This is a genomic window from Plantactinospora sp. B6F1 (genome assembly GCF_040120695.1).
Taxonomy (GTDB): domain Bacteria; phylum Actinomycetota; class Actinomycetes; order Mycobacteriales; family Micromonosporaceae; genus Plantactinospora.
Genome location: NZ_JBEEAC010000001.1, coordinates 181,306 through 201,800 on the forward strand (window position 1 = coordinate 181,306; position 20,495 = coordinate 201,800).

18 protein-coding genes are annotated in these 20,495 nt (G+C 73.4%); 9 read left to right on the top strand and 9 right to left on the bottom strand.

The genetic code is table 11. The annotated features are described in order from the left end of the window. Positions 1–40 precede the first annotated feature (40 nt). The 3 genes from ABNF97_RS00680 to msrB all read left to right on the top strand — a co-directional run bounded on the left by ABNF97_RS00680 (position 41) and on the right by msrB (position 4,106). Positions 41–427, top strand: coding sequence for a VOC family protein (locus ABNF97_RS00680; protein ID WP_349337281.1), 387 nt, complete (start codon positions 41–43; stop codon positions 425–427). A gap of 193 nt (positions 428–620) precedes the next feature. Next, positions 621–3,509, top strand: coding sequence for an AfsR/SARP family transcriptional regulator (locus ABNF97_RS00685; RefSeq protein ID WP_349337282.1), 2,889 nt, complete (start codon positions 621–623; stop codon positions 3,507–3,509). Positions 3,510–3,644: 135 nt separating this feature from the next. Then, complete coding sequence (gene msrB / locus ABNF97_RS00690; protein ID WP_486484622.1) at positions 3,645–4,106, top strand: peptide-methionine (R)-S-oxide reductase MsrB; 462 nt, start codon at positions 3,645–3,647, stop codon at positions 4,104–4,106. 69 nt (positions 4,107–4,175) lie between these two features. Here msrB and ABNF97_RS00695 read toward each other — a convergent pair whose 3' ends face one another. The 3 genes from ABNF97_RS00695 to ABNF97_RS00705 form a co-directional block, all read right to left on the bottom strand. Next, entirely contained in the window at positions 4,176–5,285 is a 1,110-nt protein-coding gene (locus tag ABNF97_RS00695; protein WP_349337283.1) for a hypothetical protein, read from the bottom strand. 76 nt (positions 5,286–5,361) lie between these two features. Further along, on the bottom strand, positions 5,362–6,402 hold the full coding sequence (locus ABNF97_RS00700; RefSeq protein ID WP_349337284.1) for an alpha/beta fold hydrolase: 1,041 nt from the start codon (positions 6,400–6,402) through the stop codon (positions 5,362–5,364). 25 nt (positions 6,403–6,427) lie between these two features. Beyond that, positions 6,428–7,018, bottom strand: a complete 591-nt coding sequence (locus ABNF97_RS00705) for a TetR family transcriptional regulator C-terminal domain-containing protein (RefSeq protein ID WP_130462602.1) — start codon at positions 7,016–7,018, stop codon at positions 6,428–6,430. A 126-nt stretch (positions 7,019–7,144) separates the two neighbouring features. Between ABNF97_RS00705 and ABNF97_RS00710 the strand changes: the two genes are divergently transcribed. From ABNF97_RS00710 to ABNF97_RS00725, 4 genes are read left to right on the top strand one after another with little or no spacing between them, the layout of a single operon-like run. Next, positions 7,145–8,191, top strand: coding sequence for a FecCD family ABC transporter permease (locus tag ABNF97_RS00710; protein WP_349337285.1), 1,047 nt, complete (start codon positions 7,145–7,147; stop codon positions 8,189–8,191). Beyond that, positions 8,188–9,246 (top strand): FecCD family ABC transporter permease, encoded by a 1,059-nt coding sequence (locus tag ABNF97_RS00715; RefSeq protein WP_349337286.1) that lies wholly within the window; start codon positions 8,188–8,190, stop codon positions 9,244–9,246. Before ABNF97_RS00710 ends, ABNF97_RS00715 begins: the two co-directional genes overlap by 4 nt. Then, the gene (locus tag ABNF97_RS00720; RefSeq protein WP_130462604.1) at positions 9,247–10,062 is read left to right on the top strand and encodes an ATP-binding cassette domain-containing protein; all 816 of its coding nucleotides are present in this window, start codon (positions 9,247–9,249) and stop codon (positions 10,060–10,062) included. Next, positions 10,044–10,994, top strand: coding sequence for an ABC transporter substrate-binding protein (locus ABNF97_RS00725; RefSeq protein WP_130462605.1), 951 nt, complete (start codon positions 10,044–10,046; stop codon positions 10,992–10,994). The genes ABNF97_RS00720 and ABNF97_RS00725 overlap by 19 nt, the downstream gene beginning before the upstream one ends. A gap of 296 nt (positions 10,995–11,290) precedes the next feature. Here the strand turns inward: ABNF97_RS00725 and ABNF97_RS00730 are convergent, their stop codons facing one another. The 3 genes from ABNF97_RS00730 to ABNF97_RS00740 all read right to left on the bottom strand — a co-directional run bounded on the left by ABNF97_RS00730 (position 11,291) and on the right by ABNF97_RS00740 (position 13,407). Continuing rightward, positions 11,291–11,446: a hypothetical protein gene (locus ABNF97_RS00730; protein ID WP_207230500.1), complete on the bottom strand. Its 156-nt coding sequence runs from the start codon at positions 11,444–11,446 to the stop codon at positions 11,291–11,293. A gap of 151 nt (positions 11,447–11,597) precedes the next feature. Next, the gene (locus tag ABNF97_RS00735) at positions 11,598–12,806 is read right to left on the bottom strand and encodes a hypothetical protein (RefSeq protein WP_349337287.1); all 1,209 of its coding nucleotides are present in this window, start codon (positions 12,804–12,806) and stop codon (positions 11,598–11,600) included. Positions 12,807–12,957: 151 nt separating this feature from the next. Beyond that, entirely contained in the window at positions 12,958–13,407 is a 450-nt protein-coding gene (locus tag ABNF97_RS00740; RefSeq protein WP_349337288.1) for an STAS domain-containing protein, read from the bottom strand. A 552-nt stretch (positions 13,408–13,959) separates the two neighbouring features. Between ABNF97_RS00740 and ABNF97_RS00745 the strand changes: the two genes are divergently transcribed. After that, entirely contained in the window at positions 13,960–15,903 is a 1,944-nt protein-coding gene (locus ABNF97_RS00745; RefSeq protein ID WP_349337289.1) for an aldehyde dehydrogenase family protein, read from the top strand. Positions 15,904–16,034: 131 nt separating this feature from the next. Here ABNF97_RS00745 and ABNF97_RS00750 read toward each other — a convergent pair whose 3' ends face one another. Further along, the gene (locus ABNF97_RS00750) at positions 16,035–16,760 is read right to left on the bottom strand and encodes a hypothetical protein (RefSeq protein WP_349337290.1); all 726 of its coding nucleotides are present in this window, start codon (positions 16,758–16,760) and stop codon (positions 16,035–16,037) included. Positions 16,761–16,917: 157 nt separating this feature from the next. Next, positions 16,918–17,559: a helix-turn-helix transcriptional regulator gene (locus ABNF97_RS00755; protein WP_349337291.1), complete on the bottom strand. Its 642-nt coding sequence runs from the start codon at positions 17,557–17,559 to the stop codon at positions 16,918–16,920. A gap of 286 nt (positions 17,560–17,845) precedes the next feature. Here ABNF97_RS00755 and ABNF97_RS00760 point away from each other — a divergent pair, with 286 nt between their 5' ends. Then, the gene (locus ABNF97_RS00760; protein WP_130462608.1) at positions 17,846–18,298 is read left to right on the top strand and encodes a hypothetical protein; all 453 of its coding nucleotides are present in this window, start codon (positions 17,846–17,848) and stop codon (positions 18,296–18,298) included. A gap of 55 nt (positions 18,299–18,353) precedes the next feature. Here the strand turns inward: ABNF97_RS00760 and ABNF97_RS00765 are convergent, their stop codons facing one another. Further along, positions 18,354–20,225 carry an IPT/TIG domain-containing protein gene (locus ABNF97_RS00765; protein WP_349337293.1) on the bottom strand — a complete coding sequence of 624 codons (1,872 nt, stop codon included), beginning with the start codon at positions 20,223–20,225 and terminating at the stop codon, positions 18,354–18,356. Positions 20,226–20,495 lie beyond the last annotated feature (270 nt).

The window sequence follows — 20,495 nt, forward strand, 5'->3', positions numbered from 1 at the left end:
TACAATGTAAGGAGTTAGTTCGATTCCCAGGGAGCCGCTCGTGAAGATCACCTCATCCGCCGTCTCGCTGAACGTGGCCGACGTCGCCGCCTCCAGCAGTTTCCTCGTCACGCACTTCGGATTCCACGAGACCATGGCCGCCGACGGCTTCGCCTCGCTGACCAGGGAAGACGCCGGGATGAACGTCGTCTTCCTGCGCCAGGGCCTACCGTCACTGCCGGCGGACCAGCGCGACGACCACGCCCGCGGCCTGATCCTGGCCTTCGTGGTCGAGGACCTGGAGGGCGAACTCGCCCGCCTCCAGGCCGAGGGCGTCACCATCACCATGCCGCTCACCGTCGAGGAGTGGGGCGAGCGGGCCTTCCAGGTACGCGACCCCAACGGCGTCATCGTCCAGTTGGTCGACTGGAACGGGCCCGGACAGTGAGTCCCGGGCACCGTTGCCTCGCCGTCCGGGTGGTGGCTCGGTAGACCCGGTGAAGCAGTGATGGCCGCCTCCGGAAACCGCCGTTGGTCCGATAGGCACATCAACCGGCGCTGATCTAAGTTCGACGTCAGGTGGCCGCCGCACCCGAAAACACCCGGCGGCGGTGGCGGTGGACGGACGGCGGGGGGCGCTCGTGCGGATTCAGCTGCTCGGTCCGGTTCGGGCCTGGCGCGACGGTGAACCGCTCGACCTGGGACCGGCGGCCCGACGGGTGGTGCTGGGCCTGCTGGCACTGGCCGGGGGCAAGCCGCTGCAACGCGCCGAACTCATGCGCGGGCTCTGGTACGACCGGGAGCCGCCCAGCAGCGCGGCGAACGTCATCCAGACCCACGTCAAGCACCTGCGCCGGCTGCTCGAACCGGAACGGCGCCCCCGGGACCGGGGAACCGTGCTGCGGCTGGTCGGCGACGGCTACGCGCTGCACCTGCCGGACGCCGGGCTGGACGTCACGCAGTTCCGCCAGCGGGTCGACGCGGCCGCGACCGCGCAGCGGCGGGGGCAGCTCGACGCGGCGGCGGAACTGCTCGGCGAGGCGCTGGCGCTGTGGCACGGCCCAGCGCTCGCCGACATACCCACCCTGGCGAGCCACCCGAAGGTGGTCGCGCTGGCCGGCGAGCGGCAGGCGGCACTCGGGCGGTACGGCGAGGTGATGATCGCCGCCGGTCGGGCCGCCGAGGGGTTGCCGATCCTGGCGGAGGCGGCAATCGCCGCGCCGCTGGACGAGGCGGCACACGCCCGGCTGATCCGGGCGTACCACGTGGCGGGACGGCGCGGGCAGGCATTCGCCGCGTACCACGAGGTGCGCCGGCGGCTTGCCGAGGACCTGGGCGTGGCGCCCGGGCCGGCGCTGGCGGCCGCGCACGCCGCGCTGCTGCGGGACGAGAAACAGCCGGCCCGTCCGGCCCGCCCGGTGATGCCTCCGGTGGGGGTGGCCCGGAACGCGTCGAAGCCGGCGCAGCTTCCGGCGGACCTGGCGGAGTTCACCGGCCGGACGGGCGAGTTGACCCGGCTCGACGGCCTGCTGGACCGGGCGACCCGGCCGCCCGGACCGGCCGCGACCGTCATCGCCGTGGTCTCCGGCACCGCCGGTGTCGGCAAGACCACCCTGGCGGTGCACTGGGCACACCAGGCGGCACACCGTTTCCCCGACGGCCAGCTCTACGTCAACCTGCGTGGCTTCGACCCGGCCGGCCCGGCGGTGGACCCGGCCGAGGCGGTGCGGCAGTTCCTCGACGCGCTCGCGGTGCCGGCCGAGCGGATCCCGACCGACCCCGATGCGCAGGCGGCGCTCTACCGCAGCCAGATGTTCCACCGGCGGATGCTGGTGCTGCTGGACAACGCCCGGGACGCCGCCCAGCTTCGCCCACTGCTGCCCGGCGGGCCCGGCTGCCTGGTCCTGGTCACCAGCCGGGCCCGGTTGACGGACCTGGTCGCCATCGAGGGCGCCACACCGGTACCGGTCGAGCCGCTGCCCGCCCGGGAGGCCCGCGAACTGCTCCTGCGGCGGATCGGCGATCACCGGGCCGGCGAGGAACCGCAGGCGGTGGTCGATATCCTGGCCCGGTGTGCCGGGCTGCCGCTGGCGTTGGCGATCGTGGCCGCCCAGGTCGCCACCAGCCGGAACCTCTCCCTGGCCGATCTGGCCGGCCAGTTGCGCCGGGGCGCCGGCCGGCTCGACGCGCTGAGCACCGGCGATCCGACCACCGACCTGCGAGCGGTCTTCTCCTGGTCGTACCGGTCGCTCAGTCCGGCCGCCGCGCGACTGTTCCGACTGCTCGGCCTGCACCCCGGGCCGGACCTCTCGGCCGCCGCGGCGGCCAGTCTCGCCGGTCGGCCGCTGGCCGAAGTGCGGGAGGCACTGGCCGAGCTGACCCGGTCGAACCTGCTCGGGCAGCGCGCCGTCGGCCGGTACGCCCCGCACGACCTGCTGCGAGCCTACGCGGCCGAGGTGGCCGAGCAGGTCGACTCGGCGCGGCGGCGTCGATCCGCCGTCGACCGGCTGCTCGACCACTACCTGCACAGCGGGAACGCCGCCGACGCCAAGCTGCGGACCGAGCCGAGTCCGCTTCCGCTCGGCCGGCTCCGCCCCGGGGTCACCCCGGAGTGTCCCGTCGACGACCAGGGGGCACTCGACTGGTTCGCCGCCGAACGCCTCGTGTTGCTGGCCCTTCTCGTACACGTCGCCGGCAGTGGACGCGACGTGCAGACATGGCAGCTGGCCTGGATCCTGGCCACCTATCTGGACCGCCGCGGCCACTGGTACGACCTCGTCGGCACCCAGCGTGCGGCGGTGGCCGCCGCGCGCCGGCTCGCCGAGCCGGCGGCCCAGGCCGTCGCGTACCGGTTCCTCGCCCGGGCCTACACCCGGCTGGGCCGGCTCGACGACGCGGACACCCAGCTGCGCAACGCCCTGGAGCTGTACGACCACTGCGGTGACCAGGCCGGGCAGGGGCACACGCACCTGAACCTGTCGCTGATGTGGGAGCGGCGGGGCCGGCTTCCCGAGGCGCTCGACCACGCCCGGAGAGCGCTCGGGCTGCTCCATGACGCCGGCAGTCGGCTCGGGGTGGCGCGGGCGCGCAACGCGGTCGGCTGGTACCACACCCTGCTGGAGGACCACTCCTCGGCACTGGCCTACTGCGAGCAGGCCCTCCTCGAACTCCAGGAACTCGACGACCGCAACGGGCAGGCCAACACCTGGGAGAGTCTGGGCCGGGCGCACCACCATCTCGGCCACCGGGCCCGGTCGCTGCGCTGCTACGACCAGGCCCTGCGGCTCTACCGGGCGATCGGCGACCGCCACCTGGAGGGCATCACCCTGTCGCACCTCGGTGACACCCACCACGCGTTCGGGGACCCGCGAGCCGCCGGGGACGTCTGGCGGGAGGCGTTGGCGGTGCTCGGCGACGTCGACCACATCGAGGCGGGCAAGGTGCGTGCCAAGCTCGCCGCGCTCGACCGGCCGGGCCAGGTGGTCGGCACCGGGGTCGGCGCCGACGGCTCCGCGTCACCCCAGTGGTGAGCGACGCCCGGCAGTGGTTTCCGGTGTCGCCGGTCGGGTAGGGAACTCCGGCTCTGCCACCCGCGCCCCAGCGCGTCCGTGGCCAGCGCGGTGCCGGGCGTACCCGTCCGGGCAGGATACGGGCAAGGAGGACCGGTGGTGTCGAAGGAGTACCGCAAGGACCCGGAGGTCGTTTCCCGGCTGTCCCCGCAGCAGTACCACGTGACCCAAGAGTCCGGCACGGAACCGCCGTTCCGGAACGAGTACTGGGACAGCGAGGAACCGGGCATCTACGTCGACGTCGTCTCCGGCGAGCCGCTGTTCGCCTCGGTCGACAAGTTCGACAGCGGTACCGGGTGGCCGAGCTTCACCGCGTCGATCGAACCCGCGAACGTGGTGCAGGTCGACGACTCGACCCTCGGGATGGTGCGTACCGAGGTGCGGTCGGCGCACGGGGACAGCCACCTCGGCCACCTCTTCGACGACGGTCCACGGGAACGGGGCGGGCTGCGGTACTGCATGAACTCCGCCGCGCTGCGCTTCGTACCCCTGGCCGACCTGGAGCGCGAGGGATATGGCGAGTACCGCCGGCTCTTCGACGGTGCTGACGGGGGCTGACCGTCGCCGGTGACGTCAGCGCGCCGGGTCGATCCGCCAGAGTTGCGCGGGGTGCGTCGGTGACGGGCGCTATCGACCCCGGCCCGACGGCCGGCGGCGGGCCCGCCAGATGGCGAATCCGGCGGCCACCACCAGGACCAGCAGGGTCAGCGTCACCGCGCCGACGAACCGGCCGGTCACGTCCCGGCTCGACTCCGCCGCCCGGTCCCGGTCGAGTCGGGTGTCCTGTGTGGCCGGCCCGGCGCTGGTGCCCGGCGAGGAGGACTGTTTCGGCTCCCGGTCCGGGATCGGATAGCGCAGCAGCACCGGGTCGGCGGCGGATTCGGTCTCCGCCTTCTCCGAGAGCGTCAGCAGCGCCGTCCCGTCCGGGTCGTACGTGATCGCCTCGCCCTGCGGCTCGTCGGGCAGCGGTACGACCCGGGGCGTCCCCTCGGTGACGGCGCGGACCACGTCGCCGTCGGTGACGTCGAACTCCAGGGCGTCGGCGTAGGTGCGCAGCACCACCCGGGTGCCGTCCGGGGCGACCGCGCCGCCGGTGACGAGCAGCCGTCCGAAGATCGAGAAGGGGTTGCTGGTGGTGCTCCTCGGCAGGGTGACCTCGCCGACCCTGCGCAGCGGGGTGGTCTGCCCGGCCCGCAGCTCCCGGACCGGGGCGTAGAGGCCGGGCGTGCCGGAGTCCTTGGTGACGATGATCGGGGTGCCGTCGGCGGAGAGCAGCAGCGCCTCCGCGTCGTGCGCGCCGTCCGGGTAACTGACCCGGTACAGCACGGGCGACCGGGCACCCGGGGCCAGTTTCCAAAACGCGACGGTCTCGCGTACCCGGTTGTTGTCGCCGACGTCACCGATCCAGATGGTGCCGTCCGGCGCCCGGACCAGGTCCTCGGTGTCCCGGGGGCGGGACGGGTAGCGGACGGTGCGGGTGACCGCGCAGTCCCGGTCGAGGAAGAAGATCCGCCGCCGGCTTTCCAGGTCGGAGCTGTCGTTGACCACCACGTAGCCGTCGTCGGTGGCGGCCAGCCCGGAGATCTCCACCAGCCGCTCGTCGTCGACGGTGCAGACCGGGGTGCCGGCGGCGGCGCGGGCAGCGGCCGCCACCTGCCCGGCGGCCGGTCGGGCTGCCGCGCCGCCGGCCGGGAGGACCAGCACCGCGGCGGCCACCAGGGTCGTCAGGCGCCGCATCCGGCAAGTGTGGCACGGGGTTTCACGTTTCGAGCCGGGACCCGACGGGGTCAGCCCATCGCGGGACCGTCACCCGTCAGGTCACCTCCTGTGGTACCGGAAGGGCGTCCCCAGGAGGTACCGGAGGCGGGTCTTCCCGAGGCACCGGTGACCGGCCGGTGCCGGCGGTGTGGTCGGGTTCGGCGTCGGGCCCCGCCTCGCGGACGAAGTCGACGACCCGGCGTACGACCTCGGGGTCGGCCAGGATGCGGCCGTGCCCGAGCCCGGCGGTGCGGTACAGCCGGCCCGGCCAGGCGGCGGCCATGGTGACCCCGTCGGTCGGGCTCACCTCGCGGTCGTCGCGGTCCTGCACCACCAGCAGCGGCGGCAGTTGCCCGGCACCCCGGGCGCGGGCCCCTAGGTCGAAGTCGGCGATCGGCCGGCCGACCAGCGACTCCATCGCCGCGATGAGCCGGTCGCCGACCGCCGGGCCGATACCGAGAGTCCGCCGGAACGCCCCGATGTGGGGGAGAGGGTCGGCGAGCGGGGCGATCATCACCAGTCGACGCACCGGCAGCCCGTCGAGGACGGCGAGCCCGGCCGCGCTGGCGCCGAGCGAGTGGGCGATCACGGCGTGCGCAGGGCCGTGGGCGCGGACGACCGCCGTCAGCGCGTCGGCGAACTCGCTGAGCGTGGCCCGGTGCGGGCCGAGCGCGCCCGGTCCGGAGCGGCCGTGACTGAGCGCGTCCCAGGCGACCACCCGGTAGCCGGCGGCCACCAGCGTGGGGACGAAGCCGTGCAGCTGGGTGGCGGAACCGCCCCAGCCGTGCGCCAGGTAGACGAAGGGGCCACTGCCCCAGGCCCGGCTGGTGACCGTACCGCCGTTGACGGCGACGGTGCGGGGGGCGCCGTCGTGCGGGCCGGTGAAGGTGGCGGCGCCGGTCCCGGCCGGCACCGTGCGGGCGGTGGGGGTGCGCCGGCGGGGCGGGGTGCACCAGAGCCGGAGCGCGAGCCGGCCGCCGGCCTCCGGCGCCAGGTGTTCCAGGGTACGGAAGGCGGCCCGCATCCCGGTGATGATGACCCAGCGAAAGGAACGAACGATCGTGCTTTTCTTGCGTCGGACGTAGGTGCCGGTCACGATGACTCCTCGGGTCGGGGTGCGGTCAGCCGGACTTCGGCCGGGCGGCGTCCAGCAGGGCCTCGAAGGACTGCCGGGCCCAGGTGTCGGTGCGCGGGTCGTTCAGCAGGCGCCGCGAGTGGAAGGCGCCGAGCATGACGCTGTGCAGGTCGTGGGCGAACCGCTCGGGGTCGGCGGCCTCGTCGAACTGGCCCTCGGCGATCCCGGTGCGGAAGATCTGCGCGATGACGTCGGAAAGGTCGCGGTGGTCGGCGACCAACTGGTCCCGGACCGGACCGGGCTGGTCGTCGAACTCGGTCGAGGCCGAGACGAAGAGGCAGGCGGCGGCGACGTTGACGCTCTCCAGCCAGTTGTCGAAGAGCGCCCGCATCCGGGCCTCGCCCCGGGGGGCGCGTAGCGCCGGGCGGACCACCTCGGCGACGAAGGCGTCCCGGGCGTAGCCGAGCACCTGCAGATGCAGCGCCTCCTTCGAGCGGAAGTGCGCGAACAGGCCGCTCTTGGACATGTCGAGCCGGGCGGCGAGCGAGCCGATCGTGAGGCCGCCGAGACCGAGCCGGCTGGCGACCTCGGTCGCCTCCGCCAGCACCGCCTGCCGGGTGGCCGCACCCTTGCTCACCCGGAATTGATAGCACGATCGTTCGTTTCCTGCAAAGCCTGCATCCGTACGTCATCCCGGTGAGGCGCGGCGAAACGCGGGTCGTAAGGTTAGGCGAACCTAATTCGAGAGGTACGGGGAAAGCACGTGACGACGGTACCGGCCGAGGTACCCAGGACCGCAGCCCGACCGGACCGCCGGGCCGGCCGGCGGGTCACGGTCACCGCCGCGGTGGCCGTACTGCTGGCGTTGGCCGTACTGGCGAGTCTCGCGCTCGGCAGCAAGCCGCTCGCCCCCGGCCAGGTGTGGCTCGCGCTGGTCGCACCCGACGGCGGCGAGGCGAGCACCATCGTCCGGGAGCTGCGGGTGCCGCGTACCCTGCTCGGGCTCGTCGTCGGGCCGGCCCTGGCGCTGGCCGGGGTGCTGCTCCAGGCACTGACCCGCAACCCGCTGGCCGAGCCGCGGATCCTCGGGGTCAGCGCCGGCGCATCCCTCGGTGTGGTGCTCGCGATCGCGGTCTTCGGGGTCGGGACGCTGGCCGGGTACGTCTGGTTCGGTGTCGTCGGTGCCCTCCTCGCCGGCCTGCTCGTCTTCGGCATCGCCAACCGGGTCCGTGAGGGTGCCAGCCCGGTGACCCTGGCGCTGGTCGGCGTCGCCCTGGACGCGAGCCTCGGTGCGACGGTCATCGCCCTGCTCACCGTCGACGCCCGCACCTTCGAGGAGTACCGGTTCTGGGTGGTCGGCGGCCTGACCGGCCGGGACGTCGGCGTTGCCGGCCAGGTCGTACCCTTCGTGCTGGTCGGCCTCCTGCTGGCCGGGTTCGCCGCCCGAGGCCTGGACGCGCTCGCCCTCGGTGACGACGTCGCCCGCGGGCTGGGGCACCGGATCGGGCTGGTCCGGCTCGCCGGGGGAGTGGGCGCGGTGCTGCTCATCGGGGCGGCGGTCGCGGCGGCCGGACCGATCGCGTTCATCGGGCTCGCCGTGCCGCACCTGGCCCGCGCCCTGGTCGGCGCCGACCACCGCTGGACCCTCGGGCTGGCGGCGCTGCTCGGGCCGGCCCTGCTGCTCGCCGCCGACGTCATCGGCCGGCTCGTCGCGCCGCCCGGCGAGGTGCCGGCCGGCATCGTCACCGCGCTGCTCGGGGCACCCCTGCTGGTGCTGCTGATCCGCCGGGCCCGGGTGGTGACCGCGTGACCGGCCGGAGCGAGGTGATCCCGGCGATGCCGGTGGGACGTACCCTGGTCCGGCTCGGCCCCACCCGGGTGGTCGTCCGGCACCGGCCGTTGCTGGTCGGCGGGGCACTCGCCCTGCTGCTCGCCGCCGCCGTGGTGCTGGCGCTCTCCCTCGGCACCCCGTACGTCGCCCCGCAGGACGTGCTCCGCTCGCTCACCGGCGCCGGTACCCGGTACGACCTCGTCGTCCTCGAGCTGCGGCTGCCCCGGGTGGTCCTCGCGGTGGCGGTCGGGGCGGTCTTCGGCATCGCCGGCACGCTGATCCAGACCGTCGCCCGCAACCCGCTGGCCAGTCCCGACGTCATCGGGGTCAGCCAGGGCGCCGGACTCGCCGCCACCGTGGCGCTGACCGCCGGGGCGAGCGCGGTGCTGATCGCCCCGGCCGCGCTCGCCGGTGGCCTCCTCGCGGCGGTCGCGGTGCTGCTGCTCGGCCTGCGGCACGGACTGGCCGCGCAGCGGTTCGTGCTGGCCGGTGTCGCCGTCGCGGTGGCGCTGCGGGCGCTGACCGAGGTGGTGATGCTCTCGGCGGACCCGATCGACGGGATCCGGGCCCAGATCTGGCTGGTCGGCACGCTTGCCGGCAAGGGCTGGCGGGAGACGGCGTACCTCGGGGCGACCCTGCTGCTGTTGTTGCCGGTGCTGCTCTGGGCCGGCTGGGCGCTGAACGGCAGCGCGTTGGACGACGACACCGCCCGGGGCATCGGGTTGCGCCCGGTCGCCCGCCGGGTCGGCCTGGCCACCGCCGGGGTGCTGGCCGCCGCGATGGTCACCGCGCAGGTCGGCGCGGTGGACTTCGTGGCCCTCGCCGCCCCGCAGATGGCCCGGCGGCTGGTCCGGGCCGAGCGGCCGCCACTGTTCTGCGCCGCCCTGGTCGGTGCGCTGCTGGTGGTCCTCGCCGACCTCGCCGGCCGCCGGCTCTTCGCACCCACCCAGCTTCCGGCCGGGGTACTGACCGCGGCCCTCGGCGGTCCGTACCTGATCTATCTGCTGCTCCGCGCCCGACGGAAGGTCTCCTAGATGCTCTCCACCCGCGATCTCGCGGTCGGCTACGAGGACCGGTCGGTCATCGACGGCCTCGACCTGGACCTGCCGTCCGACGCGTTCACCGTCATCGTCGGGCCGAACGCCTGCGGCAAGTCGACCCTGCTGCGGACCATGGCCCGGCTGCTCGCCCCGCGCCGGGGCACGGTGCTGCTGGACGGGGCGGCGATCCGGGACCTGCCGACCCGGGCGGTCGCCCGCCGGCTGGGCGTACTCCCGCAGAGCCCGCTGGTGCCCGAGGGGGTGACCGTGGCCGACCTGGTCGGGCGGGGGCGGCAGCCGTACCAGCGGTGGTGGCGGCAGTGGTCCCCGGAGGACGAGGTCGCGGTCCGCGAGGCGATGGTGCTGGCCGACGTCGCGGCGCTGGCGCAGCGGCCCGTCGACACCCTCTCCGGCGGGCAGCGGCAGCGGGTCTGGATCGCCATGACGCTGGCCCAGGACACCGAGGCGCTCCTGCTCGACGAGCCGACCACCTTCCTCGACCTGGCCCACCAGGTGGAGGTGCTCGACCTGCTGCACCGGTTGCGTACCGAACGCGGCCGGACCGTCGTCGCCGTCCTGCACGACCTCAACCTGGCCGCCCGGTACGCCGACCACCTGGTCGCGATGCGCGACGGCGCGGTGGTGGCCACCGGGCCGCCCCGGCAGATTCTCACCGCGGACCTGGTCCGCGACGTCTTCGGGCTCGACTGCGTCGTCGTGCCCTGCCCGGTGACCGGGGCGCCACTGGTCGTCCCCGCCCTGGGCACGCTCTCCCTGGAGAAAGGTTCCCCATGCGCCGCACAGTCATGACGATGCTCACCGTCGCCGCCCTCGGCGCCGGCCTGGCCGGCTGCACCAGCAGCGACCCCGTGGTCGGGGCGGAGGCCGGGGGCGAGACCCGGACCGTCACCCACGCGATGGGCAGCACCGAGGTACCGGCACAGCCGAAGCGGGTCGTCGTACTCGACACCGACAAGGTCGACACCGCCCTCTCGCTCGGTGTCGTACCGGTGGGCGCCGCCCTGGCCGGTGAGATGGCCGGTTGGCCGTCGTACTTCGGCGCGGAGCGGGTCGCCGGGATCAAGCGGGTGGGCCTGCTCACCGAGCCGGACCTGGAGGCGATCACCGCGCTCCAGCCGGACCTCATCCTGGGCAGCAAGTTCCGCCAGGAGAAGTTCTACGACGAGTTGTCCGCGATCGCCCCGACCGTCTTCACCGAGCGTGTCGGCATCACCTGGAAGGAGAACTTCCTCCTCGACGGGCAGGCGCTCGGCAAGGAGCAGGAGGCCAGGGAGCTGCTGGCCGGCTACGAGAAGCGGGCCGAGGAGCTGGGCGCCAGGCTCGGCAACGCCGCCGCCCGGAGGATCTCGATCGTCCGGTTCCGCCCCACCGAGATCCGGGTCTACGGTCCGGAGTCCTTCTCCGGGCTGGTGCTCGGTGACGTCGGGCTGGGCCGGCCGGAGCGGCAACTGCTGGCGAACAAGGAGGACAGGCGGTTCGACAAGGTGAGCCCGGAGCGGATCTCCGAGGTCGACGGCGACATCATCTTCGTCACCGCGTTCGGTGAGAAGGCCGCGGCCGAGCAGGCCAGGGTGACCGGCGGCAGCCTCTGGAAGAACCTCACGGCGGTCAAGGCCGGCCGGGCGTACGTGGTCGCCGACGAGACCTGGATGACCGGGATCGGGGTCACCGCTGCCGGCAAGATCCTTGACGACCTGGAGAAGTACGTCCCGGTGGCGTGACCGGTCCGCCGTTTGGTGGCGTGGACCCGGGTACGGCACCTGGTGCGGGACGGGGCCCGGCCCCGACCGTGACCGGTCGCCCGACGGGTGCGGCCAGCGCCGCTTACCGGGCCCGGTCAGCGGCGCCACCAGCTCACCCGGACTCACCGGCCGGGACACCCGTGGCGGCGGCGGGATGGCGGTGGCCAGGGCGCACTGCGGCGACACCCCGCGCGGGCCGGGTTCTCCGCCCCTACCGCCCGCCCGGCCGCCGCGATCCCGCCGCCGTCCCGTCGGGGCCGCTGCGGAAGACTCGTTCAGGCACGGGTCACGCCGCGGATCGCGTTGCGAACCGCGGCGACGACCGCGACGGGCGGACCGAGCAGCAGGTTCGCGGTGGCCGACTCCACCCCGGGGTGTGGCCGGGTCGGAGCGACCGCCTCGGCGGCCCGGACCGCCGCGGCGAGCGCCACCAACCGGTGCGCGGGGTGGGCCGCCCGTGGCGTTTCGCGTCGCCGTCGCTCGATGCGACCGTGCGAAACAGCTCCTCGATCCGCGCGTGCTGGGCGAGCAGCAGGTCGATGACGTCCACTCCGTCGGTACCGCCGTCCGTCCGGCCGGCGCTCACCGGTCACGCTCCGCGCGCAGCGACTCCACCGGATGCGGACCCTCGGTCTCGATCCGGTACTCCGCGCCGAAGCGTTCCCGGTGCATGTCGATCACCCGCTCGCTGGGCGGCTCCGCCCCGCCGTGGATCTGCTCCTGGAGCTTCTCGAATCGTTCGTGCGCCTCGCGCACGTAGCCCGCACCCAGTGTGGTCAGGTCGATCTGCGTGTCCAGCAGGTGCCGCAGAAACTCCTTGTTCGGCTCGAAGGTCACCGGGGTGGGGAGTTCCGCCGGCAGTACCTCGGCCGGGTCCCGGCCGTCGAAGCGACGCATCAGGTCACAGGCGAGCCGCAACTGCGCCAGCTCCATGTTCAGGTGCAGTTCCCAGATCGCCCTGATCCTCGGGTCCGGCTCCTGGGTCATGAAGGAGTGGTAGAGGTACACCTCGTTGTACTCGTGCGTGACCAGCCGCTCCCACCAGGTTTCGCCCGGATCCACCAGCGACTCGTAGTGGGTCACGTGCTCCTGTTCGATCATGCCGATCTCGACGTAGAGCTGCCGGGCGATCGGCTCCATGTACTGCGGTCCGACGTTCATGTAGAAGTTCATCGTCTGTTGCTCGGCCGACATGACGGTGAGGGCGTGTAGCCGGGACAGCGGGTCGACGGTGTGCCGGTCGTACGGATCGCGGACGTTGTCGTACGGGTGCCGGTGGTGGGCCTTGGTCGGCCGCCCGGGCATCACCTCGGTCAGGCCGTCCACCACCTTCTCCGCCTTGCGCCGTTCGACCATCTCGAACAGGTTGGCGTACCGGTACAGGTGGTCGAAGTCCTCCAGCACCCCGAACTGGTACGCCTGCTTCAGGTACGGGTCGGGTTCCATCCGGGCGACCCAGGCGGTCAGGTCGACCGCCACCTGCTCGTAGGCGATGGTGGTCTCCAGCGTGCTGGCGATCGGCGGCAGCAGCCAGTTGACGACCTTCTGCTGCTGCGCCTCGATGTACCGCGTGTACGCCAGCTGCCGCTTCACCTCCGGATCCGGGCAGGTACGGGCGAGATGGTGGCTGAACATGATGGACTCGATCTCGATGCCGTTCATGACGATGACCCGACACCGGGTGTACGGGTCCGTGGCGTCCGGGTCCAGCGGCTCGACGTCCAGTTCGCGCCAGTTCCTGAGCTGTCGGTCCAGAGGGATTCCCGGTTCAATCAGGGGATTGAAGGTCATGAGTGCCTCACCTCGGGTCGGTTGAGCCCTCAGTACCCCGCGCGAACGCCCTGAACCCACCCCGGACGGATGAAAGGCGTCAATCTGACCTTCCTTCGCGGACCGGTCGCTGTGGATTCGATGCGGGAACCGTACGCCGGTGGTCCTCGCCCTACGCCACCGACCGCGAGCCTTCGGCGTTCGGACCCGGGCCGGGGTCGACGGCGACCGCCGCGGCGCTACGACCGGGACCGGACGGCTCGGGGATGCTGGGCGGATCGAGGCCGAGCAGTCCGGTCACCCCGGTGAGTTCGAACACCCGCCGTACGAAGGGACGAGGGGCGACGGCGATGAGCCGGCAGCCGATCCGATCGGCCTCGGCGTGGCTGAGCAGCAGCGCCCCGATACCGGAGGAGTCGCAGAAGGTCACTTGGGAAAGGTCGACGGTCACCCGACGGAACCGGTGACGCAGCGCGCGGTGCAGCGTCTCGTGCAGCGCGTCGGCGTTGTCCATGTCCAGCGCACCGACGAGCCGGACGATCAGGGTCTGGTCGGGGCCGGGGTCGAGTTCGATGGCGAACGCCGGCTCGCCGGCTGTTTCGGAAAAGGCGTGACTATTCACCTGAGTATCCATTCAATTTGGTGATCGGCTGAGGCCGCCGAGACTGACCTCGATCGACTGTCCGTGCGGTGCCGCTGTACCGATGGCGGTCGAGAATCGCCCAGCGTGGCGTGCCGGCTGTGCCCCCGCAGGCGTCGGCACTGCGTCGGTGCACCGGAGCCGACCAGCGGGCCTACTGTCGGCGATGTTGGTTGCGGCTGATGGCGACGGGCGGGTCACCCGGCGGGTCGGCTCGGGCCGGACCAGGAGCGTCGCGCGGCGATCTCCGGCCTCGGTCCTGTCGACACGCTGCCTCCCGGTCGGACGGTCGATCGATGATCCGTCGTCGTGTCGTCACCGTTCGCATCGGTGGCGACGCTGGGCGCATGTCTGACCCGGTGACACGATGCTACCCCTGATCGGCCGGGACGGCGCGGCGAGACCGGGGCGGTGTCCGCCTGCGGCGGCGGGGTACCGCCGAGTCGACGACCCTGATCCCCCCCCCGCCGGACCGCTGCGCGCCCGACGGGGGTGGACGGACGTCCGGACGCCTGCCGGGCAGACTTGCCGGTGATGACCGATGCACCGGGAGGGGGCGGCATGTGGAACAACGAGGCGGAACTCCCCGCGGCGCGGCGCCTGGTGGACGCCTGGCAGGTCTCGTTCGCCGACCGTGTGGAGCGGGCCGATGAGCTGTCCCGCCGGCTCGCCGCGATCCGGGTGAGCACGCGGGACGCCGACGGGCTGGTCGAGGTGACGCTCGACTCGTCCGGAACGCTCGTCGACCTCTGGCTGGACGAGCGGACCCGGCAGCGGCCGGCCGCCGAGGTGGCCGCAGGGATTATGGACACCCTCCGTGCCGCCCGGACGGAACTACCGCACCGGGTGACCCGGGCGACGGCGGACTGCTCGCGGCGGGCGGCACCCCGCGACCCCGGAGAGGATGTTGGGGACACTGGTACCCGCCCCGTGATCACCCCTCGACCGACGGAGACTGGTATGGACCTGGACCAGCCGATGAACCCGTACACCGGCACGCCGACCGGCCACCCGGTGCCGCACACCGGTACCGACGCCCTGGACGCGGTCTGCCGGCTGGCCGCCGCCGCGGCCGAGAGGTACGCGGCGCTGCCGCTGGCCACCCGCGCGGAGCTGCTCCGCCGGATCGGCGCCGCGCTGGAGGGCTCCCGGGACGAGATCGTCGCGCTCGGCGACGCCGAGACGGGCCTCGGCACGGCCCGGCTGCACAGCGAGCTGACCCGGACCCGGGTGCAGCTGGAGATGTTCGCCGACGCCGTGACGGAAGGGTCGTTCCTGGAGGTGGTGATCGACCTGCCCGACCCGGACGCGCTGCCGGCGCCCCGACCGGACCTGCGCCGGATGCTGGTTCCGGTCGGTCCGGTCGCGGTCTACGCGGCGTCGAACTTCCCGCTCGCCTTCTCGGTGCCCGGCGGCGACACGGCGAGCGCGCTGGCCGCCGGCTGCCCGGTGGTGGTGAAGGCGCACCCCGGCCACCCCGGGCTCTCCGACTTGTGCGGCGCGCTGATCACCAACGCCCTCGCCGAGGGCGGCGCCCCGGTCGGCACGTTCGCGGTGGTCCGGGGGATGGCGGCGGGCCAGGCCCTGATCACCCATCCGGCGATCGCGGCCGGCGCCTTCACCGGCTCCGCCTCCGGCGGTCGGGCGCTGGCGGACCTCGCCGCCGGCCGGACCGACCCGATCCCCTTCTACGGCGAACTCGGCTCGCTGAACCCGACCGTGGTCACCCCGGCCGCGCTCGCCGCCCGGGGCAACACGATCGCCGAGGCGTTCGTCGGCTCGGTCACCCTCGGCACGGGCCAGTTCTGCACCAAGCCCGGTCTGCTCTTCCTGCCGGCGGGGCACCAGCTGGACGGGGTACTCGGCAAGGCGGTCGCCGCCGCGCCGCTCGGCCCGCTGCTCAACTCCCGGATCCGGGACGCGTACCGGGAGGGGGCGGCCGCGCTGGCCGGAGTGCCCGGGGTACGGACGGTGGTTCCGCCCGCCCAGGTCGACCAGTCCGGTTACCGGGCCGCCGCGCAACTGCTGGCGGTCTCGGCAGGTGACCTCGTCCGGCACGCCGACCGGCTGCTCGCGGAGTGCTTCGGTCCGGCCGCCCTGCTGGTCGAGTACGCCGACGAGGCGGAACTGCTGGCCGCGCTGGCCGTCGTCCCGGGTGCGCTGACCGCCACCGTGCACGGCGAGGGCGCCGACGATCCGGTGGCGGCCCGGGTGGTGGAGCTGGCGGCCGGGCGGGCCGGCCGGGTGATCTGGAACGGCTGGCCGACCGGGGTGGCGGTGACGTGGGCGATGCAGCACGGCGGGCCGTGGCCGGCGACCACCGGCTCGCTGCACACCTCGGTCGGGGTCACCGCGCTGCGCCGGTTCCTGCGTCCCGTCGCCTACCAGGGCATGCCCGACGAGTTGCTGCCGGCGGCGCTGCGGGCGAGCAACCCGCTCGGGCTGCCGCGCCGGGTCAACGGGGAACTGCTGACCTGACCTCTGCGGGTGGTGCCGGCCGGGTCCTGGCCGGCACCACCCGCCATCCGCTCCGCTGATCGATCCGGAGCTGATCGATCCGGAGCCGCCCGCCGGGCACCGCTCGTCGGCGTCTGGGTCGACGCCGCCGGTCAGGTGGCGCGCACGCGGCTGCCCGGCACCGCTGCCCGCCAGCTGATCTCCCGTACCCGGGAGAAGTACGCGGCCAGGAGGAAGACCGCGAAGATGGCCAGGTTGAGGATCCACCGGGGGTCGTCGACCTGCAGGGCCGCCGCCAGCTGCTCGCGTTCCGCCTCGGTCAGCGCTGTCGTCGAGCGCTCCGTCTCGGCGAAGTCCAGCCGGGAGGAGGCGAAGACCAGGTAGGTCCAGATCCGGTGTACGAGGTACAGCGCCGCGGCGGCGACGATCAGGATCCGCCGTAGTCCCGGGCGCCAGCCCAGGACCAGGAGCATCGGAACCACGACCAGTTCCGTCGGGACGTTCGCCATGATCGCGACCGGGATGCTCGGCAGGAACATCAGGACCAGGGTCTCTCCGGTCAGGGTGGGGCTGTCCAGGGCGGCACCGAGCAGCAGGAGCCCGGCCGCACCGCCGAAGGCGAACAGGGCCATCGCGACGACACCGAGGGCGACCAGGCCGTCCTCTAACCACGCGCTCAGCGTCGCCCGGTTCCGGAGCCAGCCGGTGAGCAGGCTGATCGCCAGCCCCCAACCGACCGCGACGAGCAGCGCGACCGGAACCGGGAGAAACTCGGCCAGGGACAGTCCCTCGACGACGGCGACGAACGCCACGGCGAGCGAGAGCGGCAGCAGTAGTGGACGTGGCCAGCCACGGCTGGTCTGTGCGTCGTGGGGCATGGCGATCGCAGGCTCCTTCTCTTCCGGTCTGCTGCGCAGCCGCGACCGCCTCGACGAGTCGCGGTGCCAGCGGGATCGAACGCAGGGGCCCGACGCTAGGCAGCCGGCGGCGCGGCCGGCGTCTGCCGAACGGCCATGCCGGGGTTTAGCGGGGGGTTTATTTCTCGTCGCGGACCCGGTCGAGCAGGCCCGCCTGGTGCGCGTGCGTGACCGCCTGGAGCCGGCTGGCGGCCCCGAGCTTCCGGAAGATGTGGTTGAGGTGCGCCTTGACGGTGCCCTGGGCGACGTACAGGGCATTGGCGATCTCGCGGTTGGAGCGCCCTGCCGCCAACTGCGCCAGCACCTGCAGTTCCCGCCCGCTGAGCGGCTCCAGCGGCAGCCCGGCCGCCGCGGTGCCGGTCTCCGGCCCGGCGGGGCGGGCCGATCCGGTGCCGTCGGGCTGCGGCGGCCGGGCGTCCGACCGGGACCTCGCAGCGGGGCCGGTGCCGGCCGGGGGCCGGACCGCCTCGACGCCCGGCTCATCCGCCTCGGCGCCGGGCCCTGGTGCGGCCGGGACGGCGCGTACGGCGGCCAGCGCGATCAGCGGAACCAGCAGGCCGAACGGAAGTATCAGCCACCAGTGCCGGGCGCCGCGTTCGACCAGGGCGAACGAGAACCCGACGATGACCATGGCCCAGACGTAGCAGCCGGTGAGGACGGCGGTCACGCGTACGGCCCGCCGACCCCGTGGCGTCCGGAGCCATCGGACGATCCGCTCAGCCGCGTGCTCCCGCCGGGCCCGTCCGGTCAGCTCGACCACGGAGGGTCACCCCCTTCTCGTTGTGCCGTCGCTCGGGACACCGCCACCCGCGAGCCGACCGGGGCGGCCGGGCGACGGCGTGCCGATGTCGAACGGCGCCCGCCGCACCATCATGCCGACCCCGGTGTTGGCGCGGGCTGCCCGCCGCCACCCGACAATGCCGGCGGGGCCCGCTCTCTCGCAGTTGGTGACATTTGTCAAGTTTGTGGTGATTAGACTTTGTTACAGCTTCATCACGAACGTCTTGATGCCCCGCCCCGGCGATCCCGGACCAGGAAGGCCGACCGTGCTGATCATCGCGCAGACCCGAGCCGCGCAGACCCGAGCCGCGCTGCCCGACGGCGACGTACGAACCTGGTCGGTGCTCTCCGGCGACGGCCAGTGGGCCGCGGAACACTACTTCCGGATCGTCACCGGCGAGCGCCTCGACGACCGGCGGATCCTGCTGGTGCACCGGCCGCGCCGGCTGCGCGGTCGACGCCCGCACGTCCAGTTCGACGGCTGCTCGGTCTGGCGGCTCACGCCGGCGGCACTGCTGCCCTTCGGCCGGAGTCTGCCGCCGGTACGCCGGATGAACCGGTGGTTCGCCGCCGTCACGGTGCGGCGCTGGTTGCGCGACCGGCCCGGGGTCCGGGTGCTGCATCTCGACGAGACCAGCCGCTATCTGGTCGGCCGGATCGACGAGGACGAGGTCCTTCCCCCACCGGTCATCCGGTTACCGGACCGCCCGCCCCGCTGACCGGCGCGGGCCCCGGGACTACCACCCCCGGGGCCCGCGCCGGATCCGCTGCCGATCAGCCGGTCGCCCGGTCGGTACGGCGTCGTCGGGTCAGCAGCAACAGGACGATCCCGAGACCCGTCAGCGCGGCGCTGATCCCGACCAGCGAGACCACCGAATCGCCGGTGACCGGCAACGGCGCCCCGGCGTACCGGAAGGGCAGCGTGTTGGAGACGCCGGCCGGGGTGCCGACGGTGATCGCGGCGTCGCCGGCCGGGCAGGCCGGGGTGCGGAACGTCAGGGAGCCCCCGTTCGCGGCGACCGTCACGGCGCTCGCCGGGATGGTACGGCCACAGATCGTCACCGTCGTCTGCCCCGGTACGAAGCCGCTGCCGCCGACGGTCACGACCGTTCCGCCCGAGGTGGGTCCCTGGTCCGGGTCGACCGTCTCGATCACGGGTACCACGGCCCGGTAGGTGAAGCCGTCGTCGGCGACCGCATCCGCACCGGGCAACTGCACGGTGACGTCGACGGTGCCCGGTGTGCCGGGCGGGGTGGTGACGGTGAGCGAGGTGCCGCTCGGGTCGACCACCAGATCGGTGCCGGGCTCGCCGCCGAAGTCGACACCGGTCGCCCCGGTGAGGCCGGTTCCGGTGATCGTCACCCGGGTTCCGCCGGTGCTCGGCCCGGCCGGCGGGGAGACCGAGGTGATCGTCGGTGCCACGTAGCTGAAGGTTCCGTCCTCGGCGGTACCGGCCGGGAAGGTCACGGCGACCTCGGCCGGCCCGGCGGCGTTCGGCGGGGTGACGACGGTGATCGTCGTTCCGGCCGGGTTGACCGTGAAGTCGGTGCCCGGCACGCCGTCGAGGGTCACCCCGGTGGCGCCGGTGAAGCCGGTGCCGGTGATGGTGACGGTGGTGCCGCCGCTGGTGGGGCCGGAGGTGGGGTCGAGGCCGGTCACTACGGCGCCGCTGCCGTCGGCGAGGTAGGTGTAGTCGAGTGGGGTGGCGGAGCCGCCGGGGGTGGTGACGATGACGGTGGCTGGGCCGATCGGGTTGGCTGGGGTGACGGCGGTCAGTGAGGTGCCGCCGGGTGCGACGGTGACGTTGGTGGCGGGTACGCCGTCGAAGGTGACGGTGGTGTCGCCGGGGACGAAGCCGGTGCCGGTGATGGTGACGGTCTGCCCGCCGGACTGCGGACCCGAGTCCGGATCGATGGCGGACGCGGTGGGCGGTGCGGGTGCCGGCGGGCGTTCGCAGGTTGCCCGCGCCACGATCACGGTGCCGACCGGGATGGCCACCGGCAGTCCGGCCACGGTTCCGGTCAGGGTGAGCGTGGCCAGGATGGCGGTCGCCGCCGCACCGGCCGCCGTGGTGGTCTCGGTGCGCGTCAACGTCACGTCGAGGCTGGCACCGAGCAGTCCGGGTACGGTGACGTCGGCGCTGCCCTGCACCGCCGGGCCGTTCGCCGTCAGGACGACGGTGGTGCCGAAGAGCGAGACGTCGGCGAGTGTGGTCTCGGCGGTCTGCGCGCCGACCAGCGGACAGGTGGCGGTGGCGGTCACTTCGCCGGCGTCGAGGACGTCGATGCCGAGCACCGTCAGATTCAGACCGTTGACGCTGGAGAACGCGGAGGAGGCGGTGGCGCCACGGGTCGCGGTGACCTCCTCGACGGTGCCGTCCGCGGTCACCCCGATCGCACCCGCCAGTGAGATGTCCACCAGGGTGGAGGTGTCGGTGCCACCACCGGCCGGCGCGGTCGCGCTGCCGATCGTGGCGTCCGCGTCGACGACCACGACGCCGGCCACGTCGGCGGAGAGGTCGACCACCACCCCTTGGGCGGCGGCGGAGCCGGGCTGGGCCAGGGCCGGTGCCGGCAGGTGCAGTACGGCGCCGGCGGCGAGCAGCGCCACCGCCAGCGTGGACAGTCTTCTCCGTATGGACGTCACGTTTCCCCCGTGGAGCTCAGGTGCTGGTACCGAGCGGCGGTCGGCAGCCAGCCATCCCCGCCCCTTCCACCAAGAAACGAGACATAAGCGGACGGGTTACGCAAATCGGGACGCCGTCGGCGGCGGTCAGAGCTTTCGTTACACCGAGGCGGCGGTCAGAGCTTTCGTTTGGCCGGCGGTGTGCCGGGTAGGCCGACGGCGGGTGGGCCGGCGGGGCCGCATGTCGTAGGCCGGCGGTGCCGTGCGGCAACCCCGCTGTCGTCGGCACGC